General features: G+C 68.4%; 13 protein-coding genes. 6 read left to right on the top strand and 7 right to left on the bottom strand.

The features are described 5' to 3' along the window. Positions 1-10 precede the first annotated feature (10 nt). The 3 genes from WS64_RS05530 to WS64_RS05520 are packed head-to-tail and all read left to right on the top strand — an operon-like array spanning position 11 to position 3,303. Complete coding sequence (locus WS64_RS05530) at positions 11-2,215, top strand: FUSC family protein (protein WP_060965942.1); 2,205 nt, start codon at positions 11-13, stop codon at positions 2,213-2,215. Then, positions 2,212-2,415, top strand: a complete 204-nt coding sequence (locus tag WS64_RS05525) for a DUF1656 domain-containing protein (protein WP_006476212.1) — start codon at positions 2,212-2,214, stop codon at positions 2,413-2,415. Before WS64_RS05530 ends, WS64_RS05525 begins: the two co-directional genes overlap by 4 nt. Positions 2,416-2,427: 12 nt before the next feature. Further along, positions 2,428-3,303 (top strand): efflux RND transporter periplasmic adaptor subunit, encoded by an 876-nt coding sequence (locus WS64_RS05520; protein WP_060316250.1) that lies wholly within the window; start codon positions 2,428-2,430, stop codon positions 3,301-3,303. Between the two features lie 21 nt (positions 3,304-3,324). Here WS64_RS05520 and WS64_RS05515 read toward each other — a convergent pair whose 3' ends face one another. After that, on the bottom strand, positions 3,325-4,998 hold the full coding sequence (locus tag WS64_RS05515) for a methyl-accepting chemotaxis protein (RefSeq protein ID WP_060965941.1): 1,674 nt from the start codon (positions 4,996-4,998) through the stop codon (positions 3,325-3,327). A gap of 404 nt (positions 4,999-5,402) precedes the next feature. Here WS64_RS05515 and WS64_RS05510 point away from each other — a divergent pair, with 404 nt between their 5' ends. Next, on the top strand, positions 5,403-6,635 hold the full coding sequence (locus WS64_RS05510; protein ID WP_060965940.1) for an MFS transporter: 1,233 nt from the start codon (positions 5,403-5,405) through the stop codon (positions 6,633-6,635). 68 nt (positions 6,636-6,703) lie between these two features. Here WS64_RS05510 and WS64_RS05505 read toward each other — a convergent pair whose 3' ends face one another. Further along, positions 6,704-7,498 carry a 5'-methylthioadenosine/adenosylhomocysteine nucleosidase gene (locus WS64_RS05505; protein WP_406806132.1) on the bottom strand — a complete coding sequence of 265 codons (795 nt, stop codon included), beginning with the start codon at positions 7,496-7,498 and terminating at the stop codon, positions 6,704-6,706. Continuing rightward, positions 7,498-9,861, bottom strand: coding sequence for a UvrD-helicase domain-containing protein (locus WS64_RS05500; RefSeq protein WP_059575855.1), 2,364 nt, complete (start codon positions 9,859-9,861; stop codon positions 7,498-7,500). The genes WS64_RS05505 and WS64_RS05500 overlap by 1 nt, the downstream gene beginning before the upstream one ends. 214 nt (positions 9,862-10,075) lie before the next feature. Here WS64_RS05500 and WS64_RS05495 point away from each other — a divergent pair, with 214 nt between their 5' ends. Both WS64_RS05495 and galU read left to right on the top strand, forming a co-directional pair. Continuing rightward, positions 10,076-12,943, top strand: a complete 2,868-nt coding sequence (locus tag WS64_RS05495) for a valine--tRNA ligase (RefSeq protein ID WP_059575859.1) — start codon at positions 10,076-10,078, stop codon at positions 12,941-12,943. An 87-nt stretch (positions 12,944-13,030) separates the two neighbouring features. After that, positions 13,031-13,915, top strand: coding sequence for a UTP--glucose-1-phosphate uridylyltransferase GalU (gene galU, locus WS64_RS05490; RefSeq protein ID WP_059575861.1), 885 nt, complete (start codon positions 13,031-13,033; stop codon positions 13,913-13,915). A 53-nt stretch (positions 13,916-13,968) separates the two neighbouring features. Here galU and WS64_RS05485 read toward each other — a convergent pair whose 3' ends face one another. Genes WS64_RS05485 through WS64_RS05470 form a run of 4 tightly spaced genes read right to left on the bottom strand, consistent with a single transcriptional unit; the run spans position 13,969 to position 19,081 of the window. After that, positions 13,969-14,583: a DUF4136 domain-containing protein gene (locus tag WS64_RS05485; protein WP_059575864.1), complete on the bottom strand. Its 615-nt coding sequence runs from the start codon at positions 14,581-14,583 to the stop codon at positions 13,969-13,971. Between the two features lie 37 nt (positions 14,584-14,620). Then, positions 14,621-17,008: a CHASE2 domain-containing protein gene (locus WS64_RS05480; protein ID WP_060965939.1), complete on the bottom strand. Its 2,388-nt coding sequence runs from the start codon at positions 17,006-17,008 to the stop codon at positions 14,621-14,623. A gap of 10 nt (positions 17,009-17,018) precedes the next feature. Then, a complete protein-coding gene (locus WS64_RS05475) occupies positions 17,019-18,380 on the bottom strand; it encodes a FecR family protein (RefSeq protein ID WP_060965938.1) in 1,362 nt (453 codons plus the stop codon). Then, a complete protein-coding gene (locus WS64_RS05470) occupies positions 18,377-19,081 on the bottom strand; it encodes a response regulator transcription factor (protein ID WP_027784223.1) in 705 nt (234 codons plus the stop codon). The genes WS64_RS05475 and WS64_RS05470 overlap by 4 nt, the downstream gene beginning before the upstream one ends. Between the last annotated feature and the right edge of the window lie 90 nt (positions 19,082-19,171).

The raw sequence follows: 19,171 nt of genomic DNA, 5'->3' as shown, positions 1-19,171 counted from the left end.
GAGCGCCGCCATGTCAGCCTCCTCCCCCGCTTCCACGCCCGCCGGCGGTGCATTCGCGGCCTGGTACGCCGCGTTCGGCGACTGGGCCCGCACCGACGGCGCCGCGTGGCTCTACCTGTTCAAGGCGCTGCTTGCCGCGTTCATCGCGACCGGCGTGTCGATGCGGCTCGACCTGCCCGCGCCGAAAACGGCGATGACGACCGTGTTCATCGTGATGCAGCCGCAAAGCGGCGCGGTGCTCGCGAAGAGCTTCTACCGGGTCGCCGGCACGATCTTCGGGCTGATCGCGACGCTCACCTTCGTCGGGCTGTTCCCGCAGCAGCCGCAACTGTTCCTGCTGGCGATCGCGCTGTGGATCGCCCTGTGCACGGCGGGCGCCGCGCGCAACCGCAACTTCCGCAGCTACGGCTTCCTGCTGGCCGGCTACACGACCGCGCTGATCGGCCTGCCCGCGTCGCAGCACCCGGACGGCGCGTTCATGAGCGCGCTGACGCGCGTGGCCGAAATCATGGTCGGGATCGTGTCGGCCGGCGTCGTCAGCGCGCTCGTGTTCCCGCAGTACACGGGCGAACAGATGCGCACGACGGTACGCAAGCGCTTCGGCACCTTCGTCGATTACGTCGCGTCGACGCTTTCGGGCCAGCTCGACCGTGCGCATATCGAAACCATCCATACGCGCTTCGTCGCCGACGTGGTCGGGTTCGAGGCCGCCCGCAGCATGGCCGTGTTCGAGGATCCGGACACGCGGATGCGCAGCGGCCGCCTCGCGCGGCTGAACAGCGAATTCATGAGCGCGTCGAGCCGTTTCCATGCGCTGCACCAGTTGATGAACCGGCTGCATGCGGCCGGCGCGCAGGCCGCGATCGATGCGATCGAGCCGTACTTCCGCGAGATCGCGCCGCTGCTGCTGACGCCGGCCGGCGAACCGGTGCGCACGTCGGCCGACGCCGGCCATGCGGCCGCGCAACTGCTCGCGTGGCGCGACGCGCTGCCGCGCCGCATCCGCGCGACGCGCGCGACGCTCGAAACGCGGCCGGACTTTCCGCTGCTCGACTTCGATACGGCCGCCGAACTGCTGTACCGCTTCATCACCGACCTGCACGAGTACGCGGCCACCTACGCGTCGCTGTCGAGCGCGACGCACGAGCGCGAACGCTGGATCGAGCGCTACGAGCCGCGCACCAACGCGACGGCGACGGTGATCGCGGCGATCCGCACCGCGACCGTGATTCTCGTGCTCGGCTGGTTCTGGATCGAGACCGCGTGGCCGAGCGGCGTGACGATGACGCTCACGGCGGCGGCCACCTGCGCGCTCGCGTCGTCGACGCCGCGCCCGACCGCGATGTCCGCGCAGATGGGCATGGGCACGGCGCTCGCCGTCTGTACGGGCTTCCTGCTGACGTTCGGGATCTATCCGCACATCGACGGCTTTCCGCTGCTGTGCGTGGCGCTCGCGCCGCTGCTCGCGATCGGCATCTACATGACGCTGAAGCCGAAGCTCGCCGGCTACGGGATGGGCTACCTGATTTTCTTCTGCTTCCTCGCCGGCCCGGACAACATCACGCACTACGACCCGACCGGCTTCATGAACGATTCGCTCGCGCTCGTGCTGTCGATGGCGGTATCGGCGATCGCGTTCGCGGTGCTGTTCCCGCCGACCGCCCCGTGGCTCAAGAAACGGCTGTTCGCCGATCTGCGCCATCAGGTCGTCGCGGCCGGCCACGCACGGCTCGCGGGCCTGCGCACGCGCTTCGAAAGCGGCGCGCGCGACCTGATGTACCAGGCGCACACGCTGTCGGCCGACCAGCCCGACGTGCAGCGCGACGCGCTGCGCTGGATGTTCGCGGTGCTCGAAGCCGGCAACGCGACGATCGACCTGCGTCACGAGCTTGCGGCGCTGCCGCCCGACCCGCGCTATGCGAGCACGATGCCGTGGCGTCGCGCGATCGAGACGATGCGCACGGCGCTGTCGGCGCTGTTCTCGAAGCCGAGCGCCGCGCGCTTCGACGCGACGCTCGCCGCGACCAATGCGGCGATCGACGCGACCCGGCAAACGCTCGACGCGGTCGAGCCGTCGCGTGAAGAGCGCCACCGGCTGCAGCGCATCCTGAGCCATCTGCATTTCGTGCGGACCGCGCTGCTCGACCCGGAATCGCCGCTCGAGCCGCTCAACCGCAACCGCCCCGTGCGTCCCCAACCAGGAACCTCGTCATGATGCCGCGTGAAATCGCCATTCTCGATGCCTACATGCCCACGGTGGTGCTGATGTTCGTCCTCGGCGCGATCGCGACCTGGGCCGTCGACCGCCTGCTCGCCTACACGGGCCTCTACCGTCTCGTCTGGCACCCGTCGCTGTTCCGGGCCTGCCTTCTCGTCTGCATTTGCGGCGGACTGAGTCTTGCCGTTTACCGTTGATTCCGAACCATCATGATGCTCAGAAAACTCTTCGGCTTCGTCGCGACCGCCGTCATCCTTCTCGTCGCGATCCTGATCGGGCGCTCGCTGTGGGTGCACTACATGGACGATCCGTGGACGCGCGACGGGCGCGTGCGCGCGGAGATCGTCAACGTCGCGCCGGACGTGTCGGGCGCGATCGTCGAGCTGCCCGTGCATGACAACCAGCTCGTGAAGAAAGGCGACCTGATCATGCAGATCGATCCGTCGCACTACCAGATCGCGGTCGAGCAGGCGCAGGCGGCGGTGGCCGCCCGCCGCGCGGAACTGCAGATGCGCCGCGACGATGCGGCCCGCCGCGCGGACCTCGATGCGCTCGTCGTGTCGAAGGAAAACCGCGAGAATGCGGCGCACAGCGCATCGAGCGCCGAAGCACAGTACCAGCAGGCGCTCGCCGCGCTCGACGCCGCGAAGCTCAACCTCGAACGCACGCGCGTCGTCGCGCCGGTCGACGGCTACATCACGAACCTGCAGACCTTCAAGGGCAACTACGCGGTGGCCGGCCAGGCGAAGCTCGCGATCGTCGACAGCCACTCGTTCTGGGTCTACGGCTACTTCGAGGAAACCAAGCTGCCGCGCGTGAAGATCGGCGCGCCGGCCGAAATGCGGCTGATGAGCGGCGGCGTGATGAAGGGCCACGTCGAGAGCATCTCGCGCGGCATCTACGATCGCGACAACCCGCAAAGCCGCGACCTCGTCGCGGACGTGAACCCGACCTTCAACTGGGTGCGTCTCGCGCAGCGCGTGCCGGTGCGCATCAAGATCGACGAAGTGCCGGCCGACGTGGTGCTGTCGGCGGGCACGACCTGCACGGTCATCATCGATCCGGACAAGCAGAAGAAACGGTAATCGGCGGGGCGCGCCGCACGCTCAGGGTGCGATGCGGAAGCGCCCGACCAGCGCCTTCAATGCCTGCGCCTGCTCGTCGAGCGCGTTCGCGGCCGCGGCCGCCTGTTCGACGAGCGCCGCGTTCTGCTGGGTGCCGGCGTCCATCTGCGTGACCGCGCGGCCGATCTCGTCGATCCCCGCGCTCTGCTCGTCCGACGCCGCCGAAATCTCGCCGATGATGTCGGTCACGCGCTTGACCGCACGCACCACGTCGTCCATCGTGCGACCGGCGTCGTGCGCGAGCGCCGCACCGTTCGCCACGCGCTCGACCGACGCGCCGATCAGTTCCCGGATCTCCTTGGCCGCGGTCGCCGAGCGCTGCGCGAGCAGCCGCACCTCTCCGGCGACCACCGAGAAACCGCGCCCCTGCTCGCCGGCGCGCGCGGCCTCGACCGCCGCGTTCAACGCGAGAATGTTGGTCTGGAACGCGATCCCCTCGATCGTGCCGATGATGTCGCGGATGTTCTTCGCGCTGTCGTCGATCTCGCTCATCGTCGCGACCACGCGCCCGACGACTTCCCCGCCCGTCTCCGCCACCGCCGACGCATTGGCCGCGAGCGTGCTCGCCTGCCGCGCGTTCTCGGCGTTCTGCCGCACGGTCGACGTGAGCTGCTCCATGCTGGCCGCGGTGCGCTCGAGCGCGACGGCCTGCTGCTCGGTGCGCCGCGACAGGTCGAGGTTGCCGGTCGAGATCTCGCCGGACGCGGCCGCGATGGCTTCGGCGCTCACCGCGATCTCGCCCACGGTTGCCGCGAGCCCCGTCTGCATCTCGGCCAGCGCGCGCACCATGCTGTCGCGATCGTGCCGGCCGAGCGTGATCGGCCGCGTCAGGTCACCGCGCGCGATGCCCGCGGCAATCTCCTTCGCGAGCGCGGGCTCGCCGCCGAGCTGCGACGCGAGGCGTCGTACGACGCGCTCGGCGATCGCGACGGCCAGCACGATCAGCGCGGCCGTCATTGCCGCGATCATCGCGAACGACGACGAAAAAATGGTCGCGGACGCATCGAGCGTCGCCTTCGATTTTTCGCCGCGCGTCTTCACGAGTTCGGCGACGAGTTTTTCGAGCTTGCTGGTTTCGACCAGCAGCGACACGTCCTGCGTGCCGACCTGCCAGTTCATCTGCGACAGGTCGAGCGGCTGCGCGCGCACCAGCGCGACGAAATCGCGCAGATGCGCGCTCCACGTGCCGACCGCCGTCGAGAACGCGCGCAGCCGCGCCGAATCGCCGGCGTCGGCCGGATCCGCATAGCGCTGCAGCGTGCCGAGCGCCTGGCCGATCGACGCGAGCCCCGCGCTCACTTCGGCGCCGAGTTCGTCACGCTCCTTCGCGGTGGTCGCGGTCAGCAGCATCTTCTGCGCGCGGCTCGCGCGCAGCACCTCGGCCCGCACCTCCGCCGCCGCCCGGCTCGCGACGTGGCCCTGCTCGTAGACCGACGCGATCGACGCGTTCAGCCGGCTGATCTGCCACAGCGAGAACACGCCGATCGCGAGCGTACCGGCCAGCAGGATCGCGAATGCGGCGCGCAACGTCGCCTTGACGGTCCACGGCCGGCGCTCTCGGCGCGCCGCTCGCGCGCGTCGCGTGACGCGACCGGCGGCGGCGTCGGATGCGGCGGCTGCCGCACCGGGCTGTGGATGCAAAGATGCTGCTTTCATCGAACTATCCCCGTATGGATCACGCTGCCGGAAAGGTCGGTCCGGCTGTCCCGCGATGGCAGGCCATGCCGCGCGTCCTGCGCCCGCCCGGCGGGTAGCCGGCGCCAGGCGCGGCGCGCGTGTCGTCATTGGGTCGTTCTACGGCCGCCACCGCCGTTTCTTGAGTCCGGAAAAACACGCACCGGGCCCCGGCGCGGCCCCGCTGAAGGGCGGACGCGCCGCCAGCGTTATACCCGTCCAAAAAGCACGCAGCAGCCGATCCGTCCGATGAATGTCCGATTCGCGATAAAACTTGGCCTGACATTCTTGATACGCCACATTACACTTCATTGACGCATCAACGAATCAACCCACGCGCCGATCCCCAACAGAGCGCGCCTGCCACCTCAACTCGTTCAGCTCACATGGAAACCAGCCTCGACTCCCGGGCCGGCGCCGCCGCCCAGCCGTCCGCACCGCCCGTTGCCCGCACCGTCTACCCGGTGCTCGGCGCGATCAGCTTCTCGCACATGCTCAACGACATGATCCAGTCGTTGATCCTCGCGATCTACCCGATGCTCAAGAGCCAGTTCGCGCTGTCGTTCGCGCAGATCGGCCTGATCACGCTCACTTACCAGATCACCGCGTCCTTGCTGCAACCGCTCGTCGGCCTCTATACCGACAAGCGTCCGAAGCCGTATTCGCTGCCGGTCGGCATGGGCTTCACGCTCGCGGGGCTGCTGCTGATGTCGGCGGCGTCGAATTTCCCGATGCTGCTCGTGGCCGCCGCGCTCGTCGGCTGCGGGTCGTCGGTGTTCCATCCCGAATCGTCGCGGGTCGCGCGGATGGCGTCGGGCGGCCGGCACGGGCTCGCACAGTCGGTGTTCCAGGTGGGCGGCAATGCAGGCTCCGCGCTCGGGCCGCTGCTTGCCGCGCTCGTGATCATTCCGCACGGCCAGCACAGCATCGCGTGGTTCTCGGCGGCCGCGCTCGTCGCGATGATCGTGCTCACGCAGATCGGCCACTGGTACAAGAAGCATCCGTCGATGAAGAAGAAGGCCGCGTCGGTCGGCCACCCGACGCTGTCGCGCGGCCGCGTGATGGGTGCGATCGGCGTGCTGGTGCTGCTCGTGTTCTCGAAGTACTTCTACCTCGCGAGCATCAACAGCTATTTCACGTTCTACCTGATCGACAAGTTCCATCTGTCGGTGCAGGCCGCGCAGATCCACCTGTTCGTGTTCCTCGCGGCGGTGGCGGCCGGCACGCTGATCGGCGGCCCGGTCGGCGACCGGATCGGCCGCAAGTACGTGATCTGGGTGTCGATCCTCGGCGTCGCGCCGTTCACGATGCTGCTGCCGTACGCGAACCTGTTCTGGACGAGCGTGCTGACCGTGATCATCGGCGTCGTGCTGGCGTCGGCGTTCGCCGCGATCCTCGTCTATGCGACGGAACTGATGCCCGGCAAGGTCGGGATGGTCGCGGGCCTGTTCTTCGGCTTCGCGTTCGGCCTGGGCGGCGTGGGCGCCGCCGTGCTCGGCCAGCTCGCGGACGCGACGAGCATCCCGTTCGTCTACAAGGTGTGCTCGTTCCTGCCGCTGATCGGCGTGCTGACGGTGTTCCTGCCGAACCTCGAAGGCAGCGGACGCAAGCAGGCATGACGACCGGCCGGCCGCGGCACACGCGCCGCGGCCGGCCGATTCGAATGGAGAAGGGTTCGACGGCGGCTTCAGGCCGCCGTCGTGGCATGCAGCGTCAGGAAACGCTTGAGGATGCCGGACGAGTAGCTGCCCGCGATCGCTGACAGGAAGTGCGAGAACGATTGCGTCGCGTGGTCGTCGGCCGTATCGGAGATCGTGCGCACGAGCGCGAACGGCACGTCGTGTTCGGCGCACACCTGCGCGATCGCCGCGCCTTCCATTTCGACCGCGAGCGCGTCCGGCAGCGCGTCGCGCAGCGCGAGCACTTCCCGCTCGCTCGACACGAAGCGGTCGCCGCTGATGACGAGCCCCGCGTGCAGCGCCGCGCCGGCGAGCCCGAAGCGCTCGGCGAACCGCGCGCCCTCTTCGTCGACGAACAGCGCGCACGCGGCCCGCAAGCGGGCCGTCAGCGCCGCGTCGGTCGCGAAACGCGTGATGCCGAGCAGCGGCACCTCGTAGCGCGGAAAGAGCGGCGATGCGTCGAGATCGTGCTGCAGCAGCGTATCGGCCACGACGACGTCGCCGACGCGCACCGTGCGCGACACACCGCCCGCGACGCCGGTAAACACCACGCCCGACACGCCGAACACGTGGATCAGCGCGCTGACCGTCGCGGCGGCCGCGACCTTGCCGACCCGCGCGAGCGTGACGACGCAGGCCGCGCCGTGCACGGTGCCGACGTGATAATCGCGGCGGCCGAGCGTGACCGTCTTCATCGCGCCGTCGGCGCGCATCGCGGCGATCAGGTCGCCGAGTTCCTCCGGCAGCGCGGCCAGAATGCCGAGCGGACGCGCGGCAGGCGCAACACCCAGGTCGACGTCCATCATTCCACCGCCTGCAGTTTCGCGACCGCGAGCGCGAGCCACTTCTCGCCGTGGCGCTTGAACTTCACCTGCGCCTTCGCATCGGTGCCGTTGCCTTCGAGCGCGGTGACCGTGCCTTCGCCGAACTTCGTATGGAACACCTGCTGGCCGACCCGGAAGCCGGCGTCGGCCGCGCGCTGCTTGTCCGCGAACGCGGGCAGCGGCGCGGACACGGCCGCGTCGACGATCTGCTCGCGACTGCCGCCGCCGGGGCGCGCGAACCAGTCGCGCCCGTAACCGGCGTTGTCCGAGCGCCCGCCCCAGCGCGAGCCGGCCTCGACCTTCGGCGTGAGCCACTTCAGCACGTGCTCCGGCAGTTCGTCGAAGAAGCGCGAGCGCACGTTGTAGCGGGTCTGGCCGTGCAGCATCCGGCTTTGCGCGAACGACAGGTAGAGGCGCTCCTTCGCGCGCGTGATCGCGACGTACATCAGCCGGCGCTCTTCCTCGAGGCCGTCCGATTCGAGCACGCTGTTCTCGTGCGGGAACAGCCCTTCCTCGAGCCCCGTGATGAACACGGCCGAGAACTCGAGCCCCTTCGCCGCGTGCACGGTCATCAGCTGCACCGCGTCCTGACCGGCCTGCGCCTGGTTGTCGCCGGCCTCCAGCGACGCGTGCGACAGGAAGCCGGCGAGCGGCGTCATCGTGTCGGGGTTCTGGGCGGGGTCGGCGGGCGACGCCGCATCGAGCACGTCGAGCGCCGGATCGTCGGTCGCCGTGCCCAGCTCGGGCGCCGCGATCGCGCCCGCGCGCAGCGGGATCGAGCGAGCCGGCGTGTCGAGCCCGTAGCCTTCCTCGGCGATGAACGCGGTGGCCGCGTTCACGAGTTCCTGAAGGTTTTCCAGGCGGTCCTGGCCTTCGCGCTCGCCCTGGTAGAAATCGGCGAGGCCGCTCGCGCGCACGATGTGCTCGACGGTGTCGGGCAGGTTCATGTGCTGCGTGTCGGCGCGCATCTTCGCGATCAGGTTCGCGAACCCGCCAAGGCTCGTGCCGGCCTTGCCCGTCACGTACGGAATCGCGGCGGCCATCGAGCAGCCGTACAGGCGCGCCGCGTCGGCCAGTTGCTCGACCGAGCGCGCGCCGATTCCGCGGGTCGGGAAGTTCACGACGCGTGCGAATGCGGTATCGTCGTTCGGGTTGTCGATCAGGCGCAGGTACGCGAGCGCGTGCTTCACTTCCTGCCGCTCGAAAAAGCGCAGGCCGCCGTACACGCGGTACGGAATGCCCGACGACATCAGCGTGTGCTCGATCGAGCGCGACTGCGCGTTGCTGCGGTACAGGACGGCCACTTCGCTGCGCGCCATCCCGGTGTTGATCAGCGAACGGATCTCCTCGACGATCCAGCCGGCTTCCTGCGAATCGGTGCTGGCTTCGTACACGCGCACGGGCTCGCCGTGGCCGGCGTCGGTGCGCAGGTTCTTGCCGAGGCGGTGCGCGTTGTTCGAGATCAGCTGGTTCGCCGCGTCGAGGATGTTGCCGTGCGAACGGTAGTTCTGCTCGAGCTTGATCAGGTTGCGCACGCGGAATTCGTCTTCGAAGTCGCGCATGTTGCCGACGTTCGCGCCGCGGAACGCGTAGATCGACTGGTCGTCGTCGCCGACCGCGAAGATCGCGTTCTCGCCGCCCGCGAGCATCTTGAGCCACGCGTACTGCAGCTTGTTGGTGTCCTGGAACTCGTCGACGAGGATATGCCGGAAGCGCGCCTGGTAATGCGCGCGCAGCGGCGCGTTGTACGCGAGCAGTTCGTAGCAGCGCAGCAGCAGCTCGGGGAAGTCGACGACGCCTTCGCGTTGGCACTGCTGGTCGTACGCCTGGTACAGCTCGACGAACTTGCGGTTGAAGTTGTCGGTCGCGTCGACCTTGTCCGGGCGCAGCCCCTGCTCCTTCGCGTTGTTGATGAAGTACTGGACGTTCTTCGGCGGGTACTTTTCGTCGTCGACGTTCGCCGCCTTCATCAGCCGCTTGATCGCGGACAACTGATCGGCCGTGTCGAGGATCTGGAAGGTCTGCGGCAGGCCCGCGTCGCGCCAGTGCGTGCGCAGCATCCGGTTGCACAGGCCGTGGAACGTGCCGATCCACATCCCGCGCGTGTCGATCGGCATCATCGCCGACAGGCGCGCCATCATCTCGCGCGCGGCCTTGTTCGTGAAGGTGACGGCGAGCACGGTGGGCGGCGATGCGTAGCCCTGCTGGATCAGCCACGCGATGCGCGTGATCAGCACGCGGGTCTTGCCGCTGCCCGCCCCTGCGAGGATCAGCGCCGGTTCGTTCGGCAACGTGACGGCGGCGAGTTGTTCGGGGTTCAGATTGGCGAGCAGATCGGGCATGGAGCGGCAGCTGACGGGCGAGAAAAATGCGGACCCGACATTATAAGTCCGTCGCGCGATGCCGTTTCCGATCGATTCGGTCGCATGTCGGACGCACGTTGCGGGCGCGTCCCGAGAGGCCCCGCGCCGGACGGGCGATGGCTGGCCGATGTGCATCCATTTATAATTGTAGGATTCGGCATCCAATTCACGCATTTTTCGGCAAATTTCCACCATGAGCGACAACACGCTGGCGAAGAGCTTCGAACCCCACACCATCGAGTCCCAATGGGGGCCCGAGTGGGAAAAACGCGGCTATGCCGCCCCGGCATTCGATCCGGCGCGCCCCGATTTCGCGATCCAGTTGCCGCCGCCGAACGTCACCGGCACGCTGCACATGGGCCACGCGTTCAACCAGACGATCATGGACGGCCTCGCCCGCTACCACCGGATGCTCGGCGAGAACACGCTGTGGGTGCCCGGCACCGACCACGCGGGGATCGCCACCCAGATCGTCGTCGAGCGCCAGCTCGACGCGCAGGGCGTGTCGCGCCACGACCTCGGCCGCGAGAAGTTCGTCGAGCGCGTGTGGGAATGGAAGCAGAAGTCCGGCTCGACGATCACCGGCCAGGTGCGCCGCCTCGGCGCGTCGACCGACTGGTCGCGCGAATACTTCACGATGGACGACAAGATGTCGGCCGCCGTGCGCGACGTGTTCGTCACGCTGTATGAACAGGGCCTGATCTATCGCGGCAAGCGCCTCGTCAACTGGGATCCGGTGCTGCTCACCGCCGTGTCGGACCTCGAAGTCGTGAGCGAGGAAGAAAACGGCCACCTGTGGCACATCCGCTACCCGCTCGCCGACGGTTCGGGCTCGCTGACCGTCGCGACCACACGCCCCGAGACGATGCTCGGCGACGTCGCGGTGATGGTCCACCCGGAAGACGAACGCTACGCGCACCTGATCGGCAAGCTCGTCACGCTGCCGCTGACGGGCCGCGAGATTCCGGTGATCGCCGACGACTACGTCGACCGCGAATTCGGCACGGGCGTCGTGAAGGTCACGCCCGCGCACGACTTCAACGACTATCAGGTCGGCCTGCGCCACAACCTCGCGCCGATCGAGATCCTGACGCTGGACGCGAAGATCAACGACAACGGCCCCGAGCAGTATCGCGGCCTCGATCGCTTCGACGCGCGCAAGGCGATCGTCGCCGACCTCGACGCGCAGGGCTTCCTCGACTCGGTGAAGCCGCACAAGCTGATGGTGCCGCGCGGCGACCGCACGGGCGTCGTGATCGAGCCGATGCTGACCGACCAGTGGTTCGTCGCGATGACGAAGCCGGCGCCGGAAGGCACGTTCAATCCGGGCAAGTCGATCACCGAAACGTCGCTCGACGTCGTGCGCAGCGGCCAGATCAAGTTCGTACCGGAAAACTGGACGACCACCTACTACCAGTGGCTCGAAAACATCCAGGACTGGTGCATCTCGCGCCAGCTGTGGTGGGGTCACCAGATTCCCGCGTGGTACGGCGAGAACGGCGAGGTGTTCGTCGCGCGCGACGAGGAGCAAGCGCGTGCGCAGGCCGCGGCGAAGGGCTATGCGGGCGCGCTCAAGCGCGACGAGGACGTGCTCGACACGTGGTTCTCGTCCGCGCTCGTGCCGTTCTCGTCGCTCGGCTGGCCGAACGAAACGCCCGAACTGCAGCACTTCCTGCCGTCGTCGGTGCTCGTCACCGGCTTCGACATCATCTTCTTCTGGGTCGCCCGGATGGTGATGATGACGACGCACTTCACCGGCAAGGTGCCGTTCCACACCGTGTACGTGCACGGCCTCGTGCGCGACGCGGAAGGCCAGAAGATGTCGAAGAGCAAGGGCAACACGCTCGACCCGATCGACATCGTCGACGGCATCGATCTCGACACGCTGGTCGCGAAGCGCACGACGGGCCTGATGAACCCGAAGCAGGCCGCCACGATCGAGAAGAAGACGCGCAAGGAATTCCCGGACGGCATTCCGGCGTTCGGCACCGACGCGCTGCGCTTCACGATGGCGTCGATGGCGACGCTCGGCCGCAACGTGAACTTCGACCTCGCGCGCTGCGAAGGCTATCGCAACTTCTGCAACAAGCTGTGGAACGCGACGCGCTTCGTGCTGATGAACTGCGAAGGTCACGACTGCGGCGCAGACAAGCCCGAAGTGTGCGGCGCGGGCGACTGCGGCCCCGGCGGCTACCTCGATTTCTCCGCGGCGGACCGCTGGATCGTGTCGCTGCTGCAGCGCACCGAAGCCGACATCGCGAAGGGTTTCGCCGATTACCGCTTCGACAACATCGCGAGCAGCATCTACAAGTTCGTGTGGGACGAGTACTGCGACTGGTATCTCGAACTCGCGAAGGTGCAGATCCAGAACGGCACGCCGGAACAGCAGCGCGCGACGCGCCGCACGCTGCTGCGCGTGCTGGAAACGGTGCTGCGCCTCGCGCATCCGGTCATCCCGTTCATCACGGAAGCGCTCTGGCAGAAGGTCGCGCCGCTCGCCGGCCGTTATCCGCAGGGCAAGGCCGACGGCGAGGCGTCGCTGATGACGCAGGCCTACCCCATCGCGAATCTGCAGAAGATCGACGAGGCGTCCGAGCAGTGGGCGGCCGACCTGAAGGCGATCGTCGACGCCTGCCGCAACCTGCGCGGCGAGATGAACCTGTCGCCGGCCACCAAGGTGCCGCTGCTGGCCGCCGGCGACGCCGAGCGCCTGCGCTCGTTCGCGCCGTACGTCCAGGCGCTCGCGCGCCTGTCGGAAGTGCAGATCCTGGCCGACGAAGCGTCGCTCGACCAGCAGGCGCACGGCGCGCCGATCGCGATCGTCGGCCCGAACAAGCTGGTGCTGAAGGTGGAAATCGACGTCGCGGCCGAACGCGAGCGCCTGGCGAAGGAAATCACGCGCCTGACGGGCGAGATCGCGAAGTGCAACGCGAAGCTCGGCAACGAGGCTTTCGTCGCGAAAGCGCCGCCGGCTGTGGTCGAACAGGAGCAAAAACGCGTCGCGGAATTCCAGAGCACGCTCGAAAAACTGCGTGCTCAGCTCGATCGGTTGCCTGCGTAACAAAGGGTAAGGTCATTTGCGTTCACTATAATGCGGACGTGAACATAGACCGTCTGACAAGTCGATTACAGGAATAAAGGTTCGATCATGTTGAAAGTCACCAAGGCGGTATTCCCCGTGGCCGGTCTCGGCACGCGGTTCCTGCCGGCAACGAAGGCGAGCCCGAAGGAAATGCTGCCGGTCGTCGACAAGCCGCTGATCCAGTACGCGGTCGAGGAAGCGATCGCTGCCGGCATCACCGAGATGATCTTCGTGACCGGGCGCAGCAAGCGCGCGATCGAGGATCACTTCGACAAATCGTACGAAGTCGAGGCCGAACTCGAGGCGCGCGGCAAGGAAAAGCTGCTCGAGCTGGTGCGCAGCATCAAGCCGAGCCATGTCGACTGCTTCTACGTGCGCCAGCCGGAAGCGCTCGGCCTCGGCCACGCGGTGCTGTGCGCGGAAAAGCTGGTCGCCGACAATCCGTTCGCGGTGATCCTCGCGGACGACCTGCTCGACGGCAACCCGCCGGTGATGAAGCAGATGGTCGACGTGTTCGACCACTATCACAGCTCGGTGATCGGCGTCGAAGAGATCCCGCCGTCGGAGACGAAATCGTACGGGATCGTCGACGGCAAGGAATGGGAAGAGTCGATCGTCAAGATGTCGGCGATCGTCGAGAAGCCGGCGCCGGAAGTCGCGCCGTCGAACCTCGGCGTGGTCGGACGCTACATCCTGAAGCCGCGGATCTTCGAGCACCTGCGCGCGCTGAAACCGGGCGCGGGCGGCGAACTGCAACTCACCGACGCGATCCAGGCGCTGCTCGCCGACGAACAGGTGCTGGCCTACAAGTATCAGGGCACGCGCTACGACTGCGGCAGCAAGCTCGGCTACCTGAAGGCGACGGTCGAATTCGCGCTGCGCCACCCGGAAGTCGGCGCGGAGTTCGAGACGTACCTGCGCACCCGCGACGGCGGCCAACCGGCCGTCTGAACGCGGCAAGGGCCTGCCCCGGCGGGCCCGCCCTCACCTTGCGGCCGGCGCCTTCAGCGCGCGTCGGCCGGCTTCACCGAGACGACGCCCGGCATGCCGCCCGCGTCGTCTTTTTTCGTCTTGACCAGCCAGCCGGTGCCGTCGCCGAACGGGACCTTTGCCAGCGCACTCTTCACGAGCGCTGGCGCGGCCTGCTGCGTACCCGGATCGCGATCGCGCAGCGACGCCGACACGCGATAGACGTCGGCACCCGATTTCGCATCGACGAACCGCAGCGTCAGCACGTGGCGGTACACGCGGCCCATGAACGGCAGCGCGAGCGGCGCGGGCCCGTCGACCGTCACACATGCGCTGCTCGCCGCGCCGCAGCGCTCGGCGCTTGCCGCGACCGCCGCCGGCTGCGTCGCGTACGCGATCGACAACCGGTAACGCGCGTCCTTGAGCGGCTGCGCATCGAAGCCGCGGCGCGCGAGCTCGTCGCGCACGAGCGTCTCGATCTGCCGGTACTCGGCATCGCCCGCCTGCGCGGCCGTCCGCACGAAATCGTAGCCGTGCGCACCGGAGGCGAACGCATCCGGCTGCCCGACCGCACTCACGCCGCTCGTGACGCCGGCGCAACCCGCCAACAGCGACGCCGCCAGCGCGGCCGCCGCCCATTGCTTTCTCATGGCTTTCCCCAAATGCCTGCCGTCGCGCCCGGCCCTGTCAGGCGGACGGCTCGTCGATCGCGGGCAGCGACACCGTCACCGCGGTGCCGACACCCACTTCGCTGTCGACCGACACGCTGCCCCCATGGCGCGTGACGACCGTCTTCACGAACGCCATGCCGAGCCCGGAACCCGAGATTTCGGGCCGCTCGCCGGCATGGAACCGCTTGAAACGCTCGAACAGATGCCGCTGATCTTCCGGCGCGATGCCGTACCCCTGATCGCGAATCGTACAGAACATCCGCTTCGTTGCGTGCTCGACCGTCAGCGTACACGTGATCACCGTGTCGGACGGACTGTATTTGACCGCGTTGTTCAGCAGGTTCACGAACGCGCGCGTGATCAGCGAGCGGTCCGCGCGCACCCAGCACATGTCGGCGCCCACGTCGGTCTCGATCCGGATGTGTTTCGCCTGCGCCTGCGGCCACACCTCGTCGCTCGCATCGATCAGCACGTCGACGAGGCTCGTCGCCTCGAGCTGGTACGCCTGCGACTCGGCGCGCGCCAGTTGCACGAACTCGTCGGCGAGCGACAGCGCGCGGTGCGCATAACGCTCGATCCGCGCGAGCAGCCCGCGCATCGCATCGCTCTCGACGCGGTCGCGCTCGATCTCGACCAGCGCGAGGATCGACGACTGCGGCGAACGCATGTCGTGCGACAGCAGGTGCAGCGCTTCCTCGCGCTGCCGCTCGGCCGCGTGCAGCTCGGTCACGTCGACGAGGCCGGCGATCCAGCCGGTCACGCGACCTTGCGCGTTCGTGCACGCGGCGTAGCGTAGCAGATGGTCGAGCCCGTCCCGGTCGCGCACCTCGATGCCGCGCGCCATCGCGTCGTGCTCGGCCTCGAGCGTCGGGTCGAGCGCGGCCGGCCAGTGCTCGCGGATCGCCGCGTCATGCTCGGCGTTGCCGTCGACCGTCTTCATGAACGTCAGCTCGCCGAGCGCGATGCGCAGCGGCCGCCCTTCCGGCAGCGGCAGCGCGAGCCGCGACCCGTAGCGTTTGGCCGCATGATTCGCGATCAGCACGGTACCGGCGAGGTCGGTCACGAAGATCGGTTCGGGCATGCTGTCGAGGCTGTCCCACACGAAGCGCTTCATGTCCTGTACGCGCTGCGCGGCCTGCGCCATCAGCGCCATCTGCCGCTCGAGCACGTCGCCGCCGACGTTGCGCGTGCGCGGCGCCTCGGGCAGCAGGTGCGGCTCGTCGGCGAGCTTCTGCAGCTCGCGACGCAGATACGACATCGTCATTTCCAGCCGCCGCCAGTTCCAGATCGGGTAGACGGCGATCAGCCCGAAGATCGCCGGCGCCGGCGTCAGCCAGATGCGCGCCTCGAACAGCAGCGTCACGCTCGCGACCACGGCGAGCGCGGCCAGGCTCAGCGTCAGCAGCAGCGCGCGCCACGGCGACAGCATCAGGAAGCCGCCCAGCAACACGGCGAGCGGCAGCAGCGACGCGACGAACAATCCCGCGCGCGACGCGGGCGAGATCGCGCTGCCGGTCGCCAGCATGTCGAGCACGTTCGCATGGATGTACACGCCGGCGAGCGGACCGAACTCGCCGGACACCGGCGTCGCGAAGCGATCGTACAGCCCGGACGCGGTCACGCCGACGACGACGATCTTGCCGCGCAGGGCGTCGGGCTTCACGCGCCCTTCGAGCACGTCGTCGAACGACAGTGTCGGATACGCGGGCGTGTTGCGGCTGAACGGGATCAGGTAGCGCCCTTCGCCCGCCGCATCGCGCGACAGGTCGTGCGCGTTCGCGCCGGGCACGCCGCCGACGGGGTGCAGCCGGCCGGCCTGGATCGCGCGGTACACGGGCACCATCAGTTGCGGCCAGCGCACGCGGCCGTCGCTTTCGAACAGCGCGACGCTGCGAACGATCCCGTCGCGATCGACTTCGAGATTGATATGGCCGAGCCCAGTCGCGCGCGCGGCGAGCGCGGCGACCGGCGGATCGACGGAACGCGCGCCGTCCGCCTGCTCGGGGCTCAGCAGCACCGGCAGGAAGGTCGGCACGCGGCTCATCGCGTCCGCGAACGCGCGATCCTCGGGCGACGGTTCGGTAAACAGCACGTCGTAGACGACGGCGGCCGGCTGTGCGCGCGCGAGCGTGTCGAGCAGCCGCGCGTGCACGTCGCGCGGCCACGGCCAGCGACCGAGCGCGGATACGCTCTGGTTGTCGATGTCGACGACGACCACGTCGGGCGACAGCGGCAGGCTGCGCAGCATCAGCAGCCGGTCGTAGATCAGCCCGTCGACGCTCGACGACAGGCGGCCGAGCGCGCACGCGAGGATCACCGCGATCCCGAGGCAGCCGATCGCGATCCATTCGATCAGGAAGCGGCGGCCGAGGCGCCGCCGCGGAGAAACGGAGTCGTGTCTCATGCGCCGCGGGTCAGCGCGACAACGTGAACGCGCTGACCGGACTGGTCTTCTCGTAGAACTTGCCGCCTTCGAAATCCTCGACGGTCACGGCCCAGAAATAGTCGCCCGGCGGCAGGTGCGCGACGGTGATCTGGCGCGCGTGCAGGCCGACCTGATCGACGACCGGCGCGCTCAGGTCCTTCGAGCGCGACAGCACGAAGCGGTAACGCGCGTTCTTGCCCGAGCCATTCGGCGACCAGCGGAACTCGTAACCGCCCGCGCCCTGCGACGCGCTCGCGTCGAGCCCCATCACGCGGCGTTCGAACGCATAGGTGCGCGGCCGTCCCTCGAGGCCGTTCGCATCGATCGCGGCGATCCGCACGAAGTAGTTCCCGTTCGGCACGTCGCGGAACACCGCGCGCGGCGAATCGGTACGCGTCTCGCGGAACAGGTCGAGCAGCCCCGCATCGTGCGCGAGCTGCACGCGATACGCATGCGCCTGCGCGAGCGGCGTGACGTCGAAGGCGACGTCGGGCTCGTCCTGCACCTTGTCGGGATGCGCGAGCGTTGGCGCGCCCAGCAGTTCGACGGGCGCGCCGACCGCGCCGGACGACGTCGCGACGCTGCCGAAATTCGCATGCACGAGCGTCGCGTCGGCCGGCCGCCGGCCGCCCGCGACGCCGACGGTGCCGTCGAGCACTTCGACGCGCGTCGTCGCATTGCCGGCCGCGTCGTAGTTCACGCGAAAGCGCGTGCCGCGCACGCCGGCCACGACCGACGGCGAGCGGATCTGGAAGCGGTCGTCGCGTTTCTTCAGGTGGGTGACTTCGCTGTCGACCGAGCCGCGCGTGAGTTCGAACTCGCGATCGAGCGTGCCGGTCAGCACCGTGCGGCGCAGCGACTTCAGGTCGAGCTGGCTGTCGGGCGGCAGGCTCATGTGCGTGCCGTCGCTCAGCTCGATCGTCACGAAGCCGTTCGCGCCCGTGCGCACGCGGTCGCCTTCGGCGAGCGTCGCATCGTTCGCGAGCGGCGCGAAGGCGCCGCCGGACGCGCGCTCGGCCGTGCCCTGCACCGCGACCACGCGTGCGGTGAGCTTTTCCTTGCGCAGCCGCGCGACCGGCAGCTTCAGCGCGATGCCGGGCTGCAGGTGCCTGGGCGCCGGCACGCCGTTGATCTGCTGGAGCAGTTGCCAGTCGTCCGCGCCTTGCAGGTAGCGCGCGGCGACGTCGTACAGCGTGTCGCCCGCCTGCGTACGATAGACGACCATCTTGCCCGCGGCGGCGGGCGGCTGCGCGACGGCGGGCTGCACGGCGAACGCCAACGCCGCCGCGCAGGCCGCGTGCAGCGCCGCCGTACGCAGGCTCGCCGTGCGCGGCGTGATTCGCGTGATCACTCCGGTTCCCCCTGGCCGACCCGTTCGAGCCGGTAGCCGTACCCGTAGATCGGCGCGAGACGGTAGCCGTTTTCGGGCCGCAGGCCGAGCTTGGTGCGCAGCATCGAAATGTGCGTATCCATCGTGCGCGACGGGATGTCGGTCGCCTGCTTCCACACGAGGTCGAGAATGTGCGCGCGCGACAGCGGCCGGTCGAGATGCTGGAACAGCAGCAGCGCGAGCTCGAATTCCTTTTGCGTGAGGCTCACGGCCTTGTCGCCGACGTACGCCTGCTTCAGGTTCACGTCGAAACGGAACTGGTCGAATTCGCGAACGGTCGCCTCGGCGTTGACCGGATACGCGCGGCGCAGCAGCGAACCGATGCGCGCGCGCAGGATCGGGCCCGACACGGGCTTGACCACGTAATCGTCGGCGCCGGCGTTGAGGATCTGCGTGATACCCGCCTCGTCGTCGCGGCTCGTCATGAAGATGATCGGCAGGCTGTGCTCGGTCTGGTTGGCGCGCACCCACTTGAGCACTTCCTCGCCGGACATGTCGGGCACGTTCCAGTCGAGCACCAGCAGATCGAACGTCTCGCGCTGCAGGCGCTTTTTCAGGGCCTTGCCTTCCTTGAACGCGTAGCACGTGTGGCCGATGGCCGTCAGCGTTTGACTGACGAAATCCGTCTGGGCCGGATCGTCATCCAGTACAGCAATTCTCATAGCACCCCGCAAATCGAAGTCGGTTCGTCCATTCGGCTCCCGCGCCTGCCCCGGCCGCGCAGCATGCGCGCGGCGTTCCGGATACCGGCC

The organism is Burkholderia anthina, assembly GCF_001547525.1.
GTDB classification, from domain to species: domain Bacteria; phylum Pseudomonadota; class Gammaproteobacteria; order Burkholderiales; family Burkholderiaceae; genus Burkholderia; species Burkholderia semiarida.
The sequence above is the reverse complement of the archived record's forward strand: the minus strand, read 5'-3'. Positions and strand labels throughout refer to the sequence as shown.

What these genes read in the sequence shown, in the direction of transcription:
- WS64_RS05530 (WP_060965942.1), top strand. Translation starts at nt 11, where the DNA reads ATGTCAGCCTCCTCCCCCGCTTCCACGCCCGCCGGCGGTGCATTCGCG.
- WS64_RS05525 (WP_006476212.1), top strand. Translation starts at nt 2,212, where the DNA reads ATGATGCCGCGTGAAATCGCCATTCTCGATGCCTACATGCCCACGGTG.
- WS64_RS05520 (WP_060316250.1), top strand. Translation starts at nt 2,428, where the DNA reads ATGATGCTCAGAAAACTCTTCGGCTTCGTCGCGACCGCCGTCATCCTT.
- WS64_RS05515 (WP_060965941.1), bottom strand. Translation starts at nt 4,998, where the DNA reads ATGAAAGCAGCATCTTTGCATCCACAGCCCGGTGCGGCAGCCGCCGCA.
- WS64_RS05510 (WP_060965940.1), top strand. Translation starts at nt 5,403, where the DNA reads ATGGAAACCAGCCTCGACTCCCGGGCCGGCGCCGCCGCCCAGCCGTCC.
- WS64_RS05505 (WP_406806132.1), bottom strand. Translation starts at nt 7,498, where the DNA reads ATGGACGTCGACCTGGGTGTTGCGCCTGCCGCGCGTCCGCTCGGCATT.
- WS64_RS05500 (WP_059575855.1), bottom strand. Translation starts at nt 9,861, where the DNA reads ATGCCCGATCTGCTCGCCAATCTGAACCCCGAACAACTCGCCGCCGTC.
- WS64_RS05495 (WP_059575859.1), top strand. Translation starts at nt 10,076, where the DNA reads ATGAGCGACAACACGCTGGCGAAGAGCTTCGAACCCCACACCATCGAG.
- galU (WP_059575861.1), top strand. Translation starts at nt 13,031, where the DNA reads ATGTTGAAAGTCACCAAGGCGGTATTCCCCGTGGCCGGTCTCGGCACG.
- WS64_RS05485 (WP_059575864.1), bottom strand. Translation starts at nt 14,583, where the DNA reads ATGAGAAAGCAATGGGCGGCGGCCGCGCTGGCGGCGTCGCTGTTGGCG.
- WS64_RS05480 (WP_060965939.1), bottom strand. Translation starts at nt 17,008, where the DNA reads ATGAGACACGACTCCGTTTCTCCGCGGCGGCGCCTCGGCCGCCGCTTC.
- WS64_RS05470 (WP_027784223.1), bottom strand. Translation starts at nt 19,081, where the DNA reads ATGAGAATTGCTGTACTGGATGACGATCCGGCCCAGACGGATTTCGTC.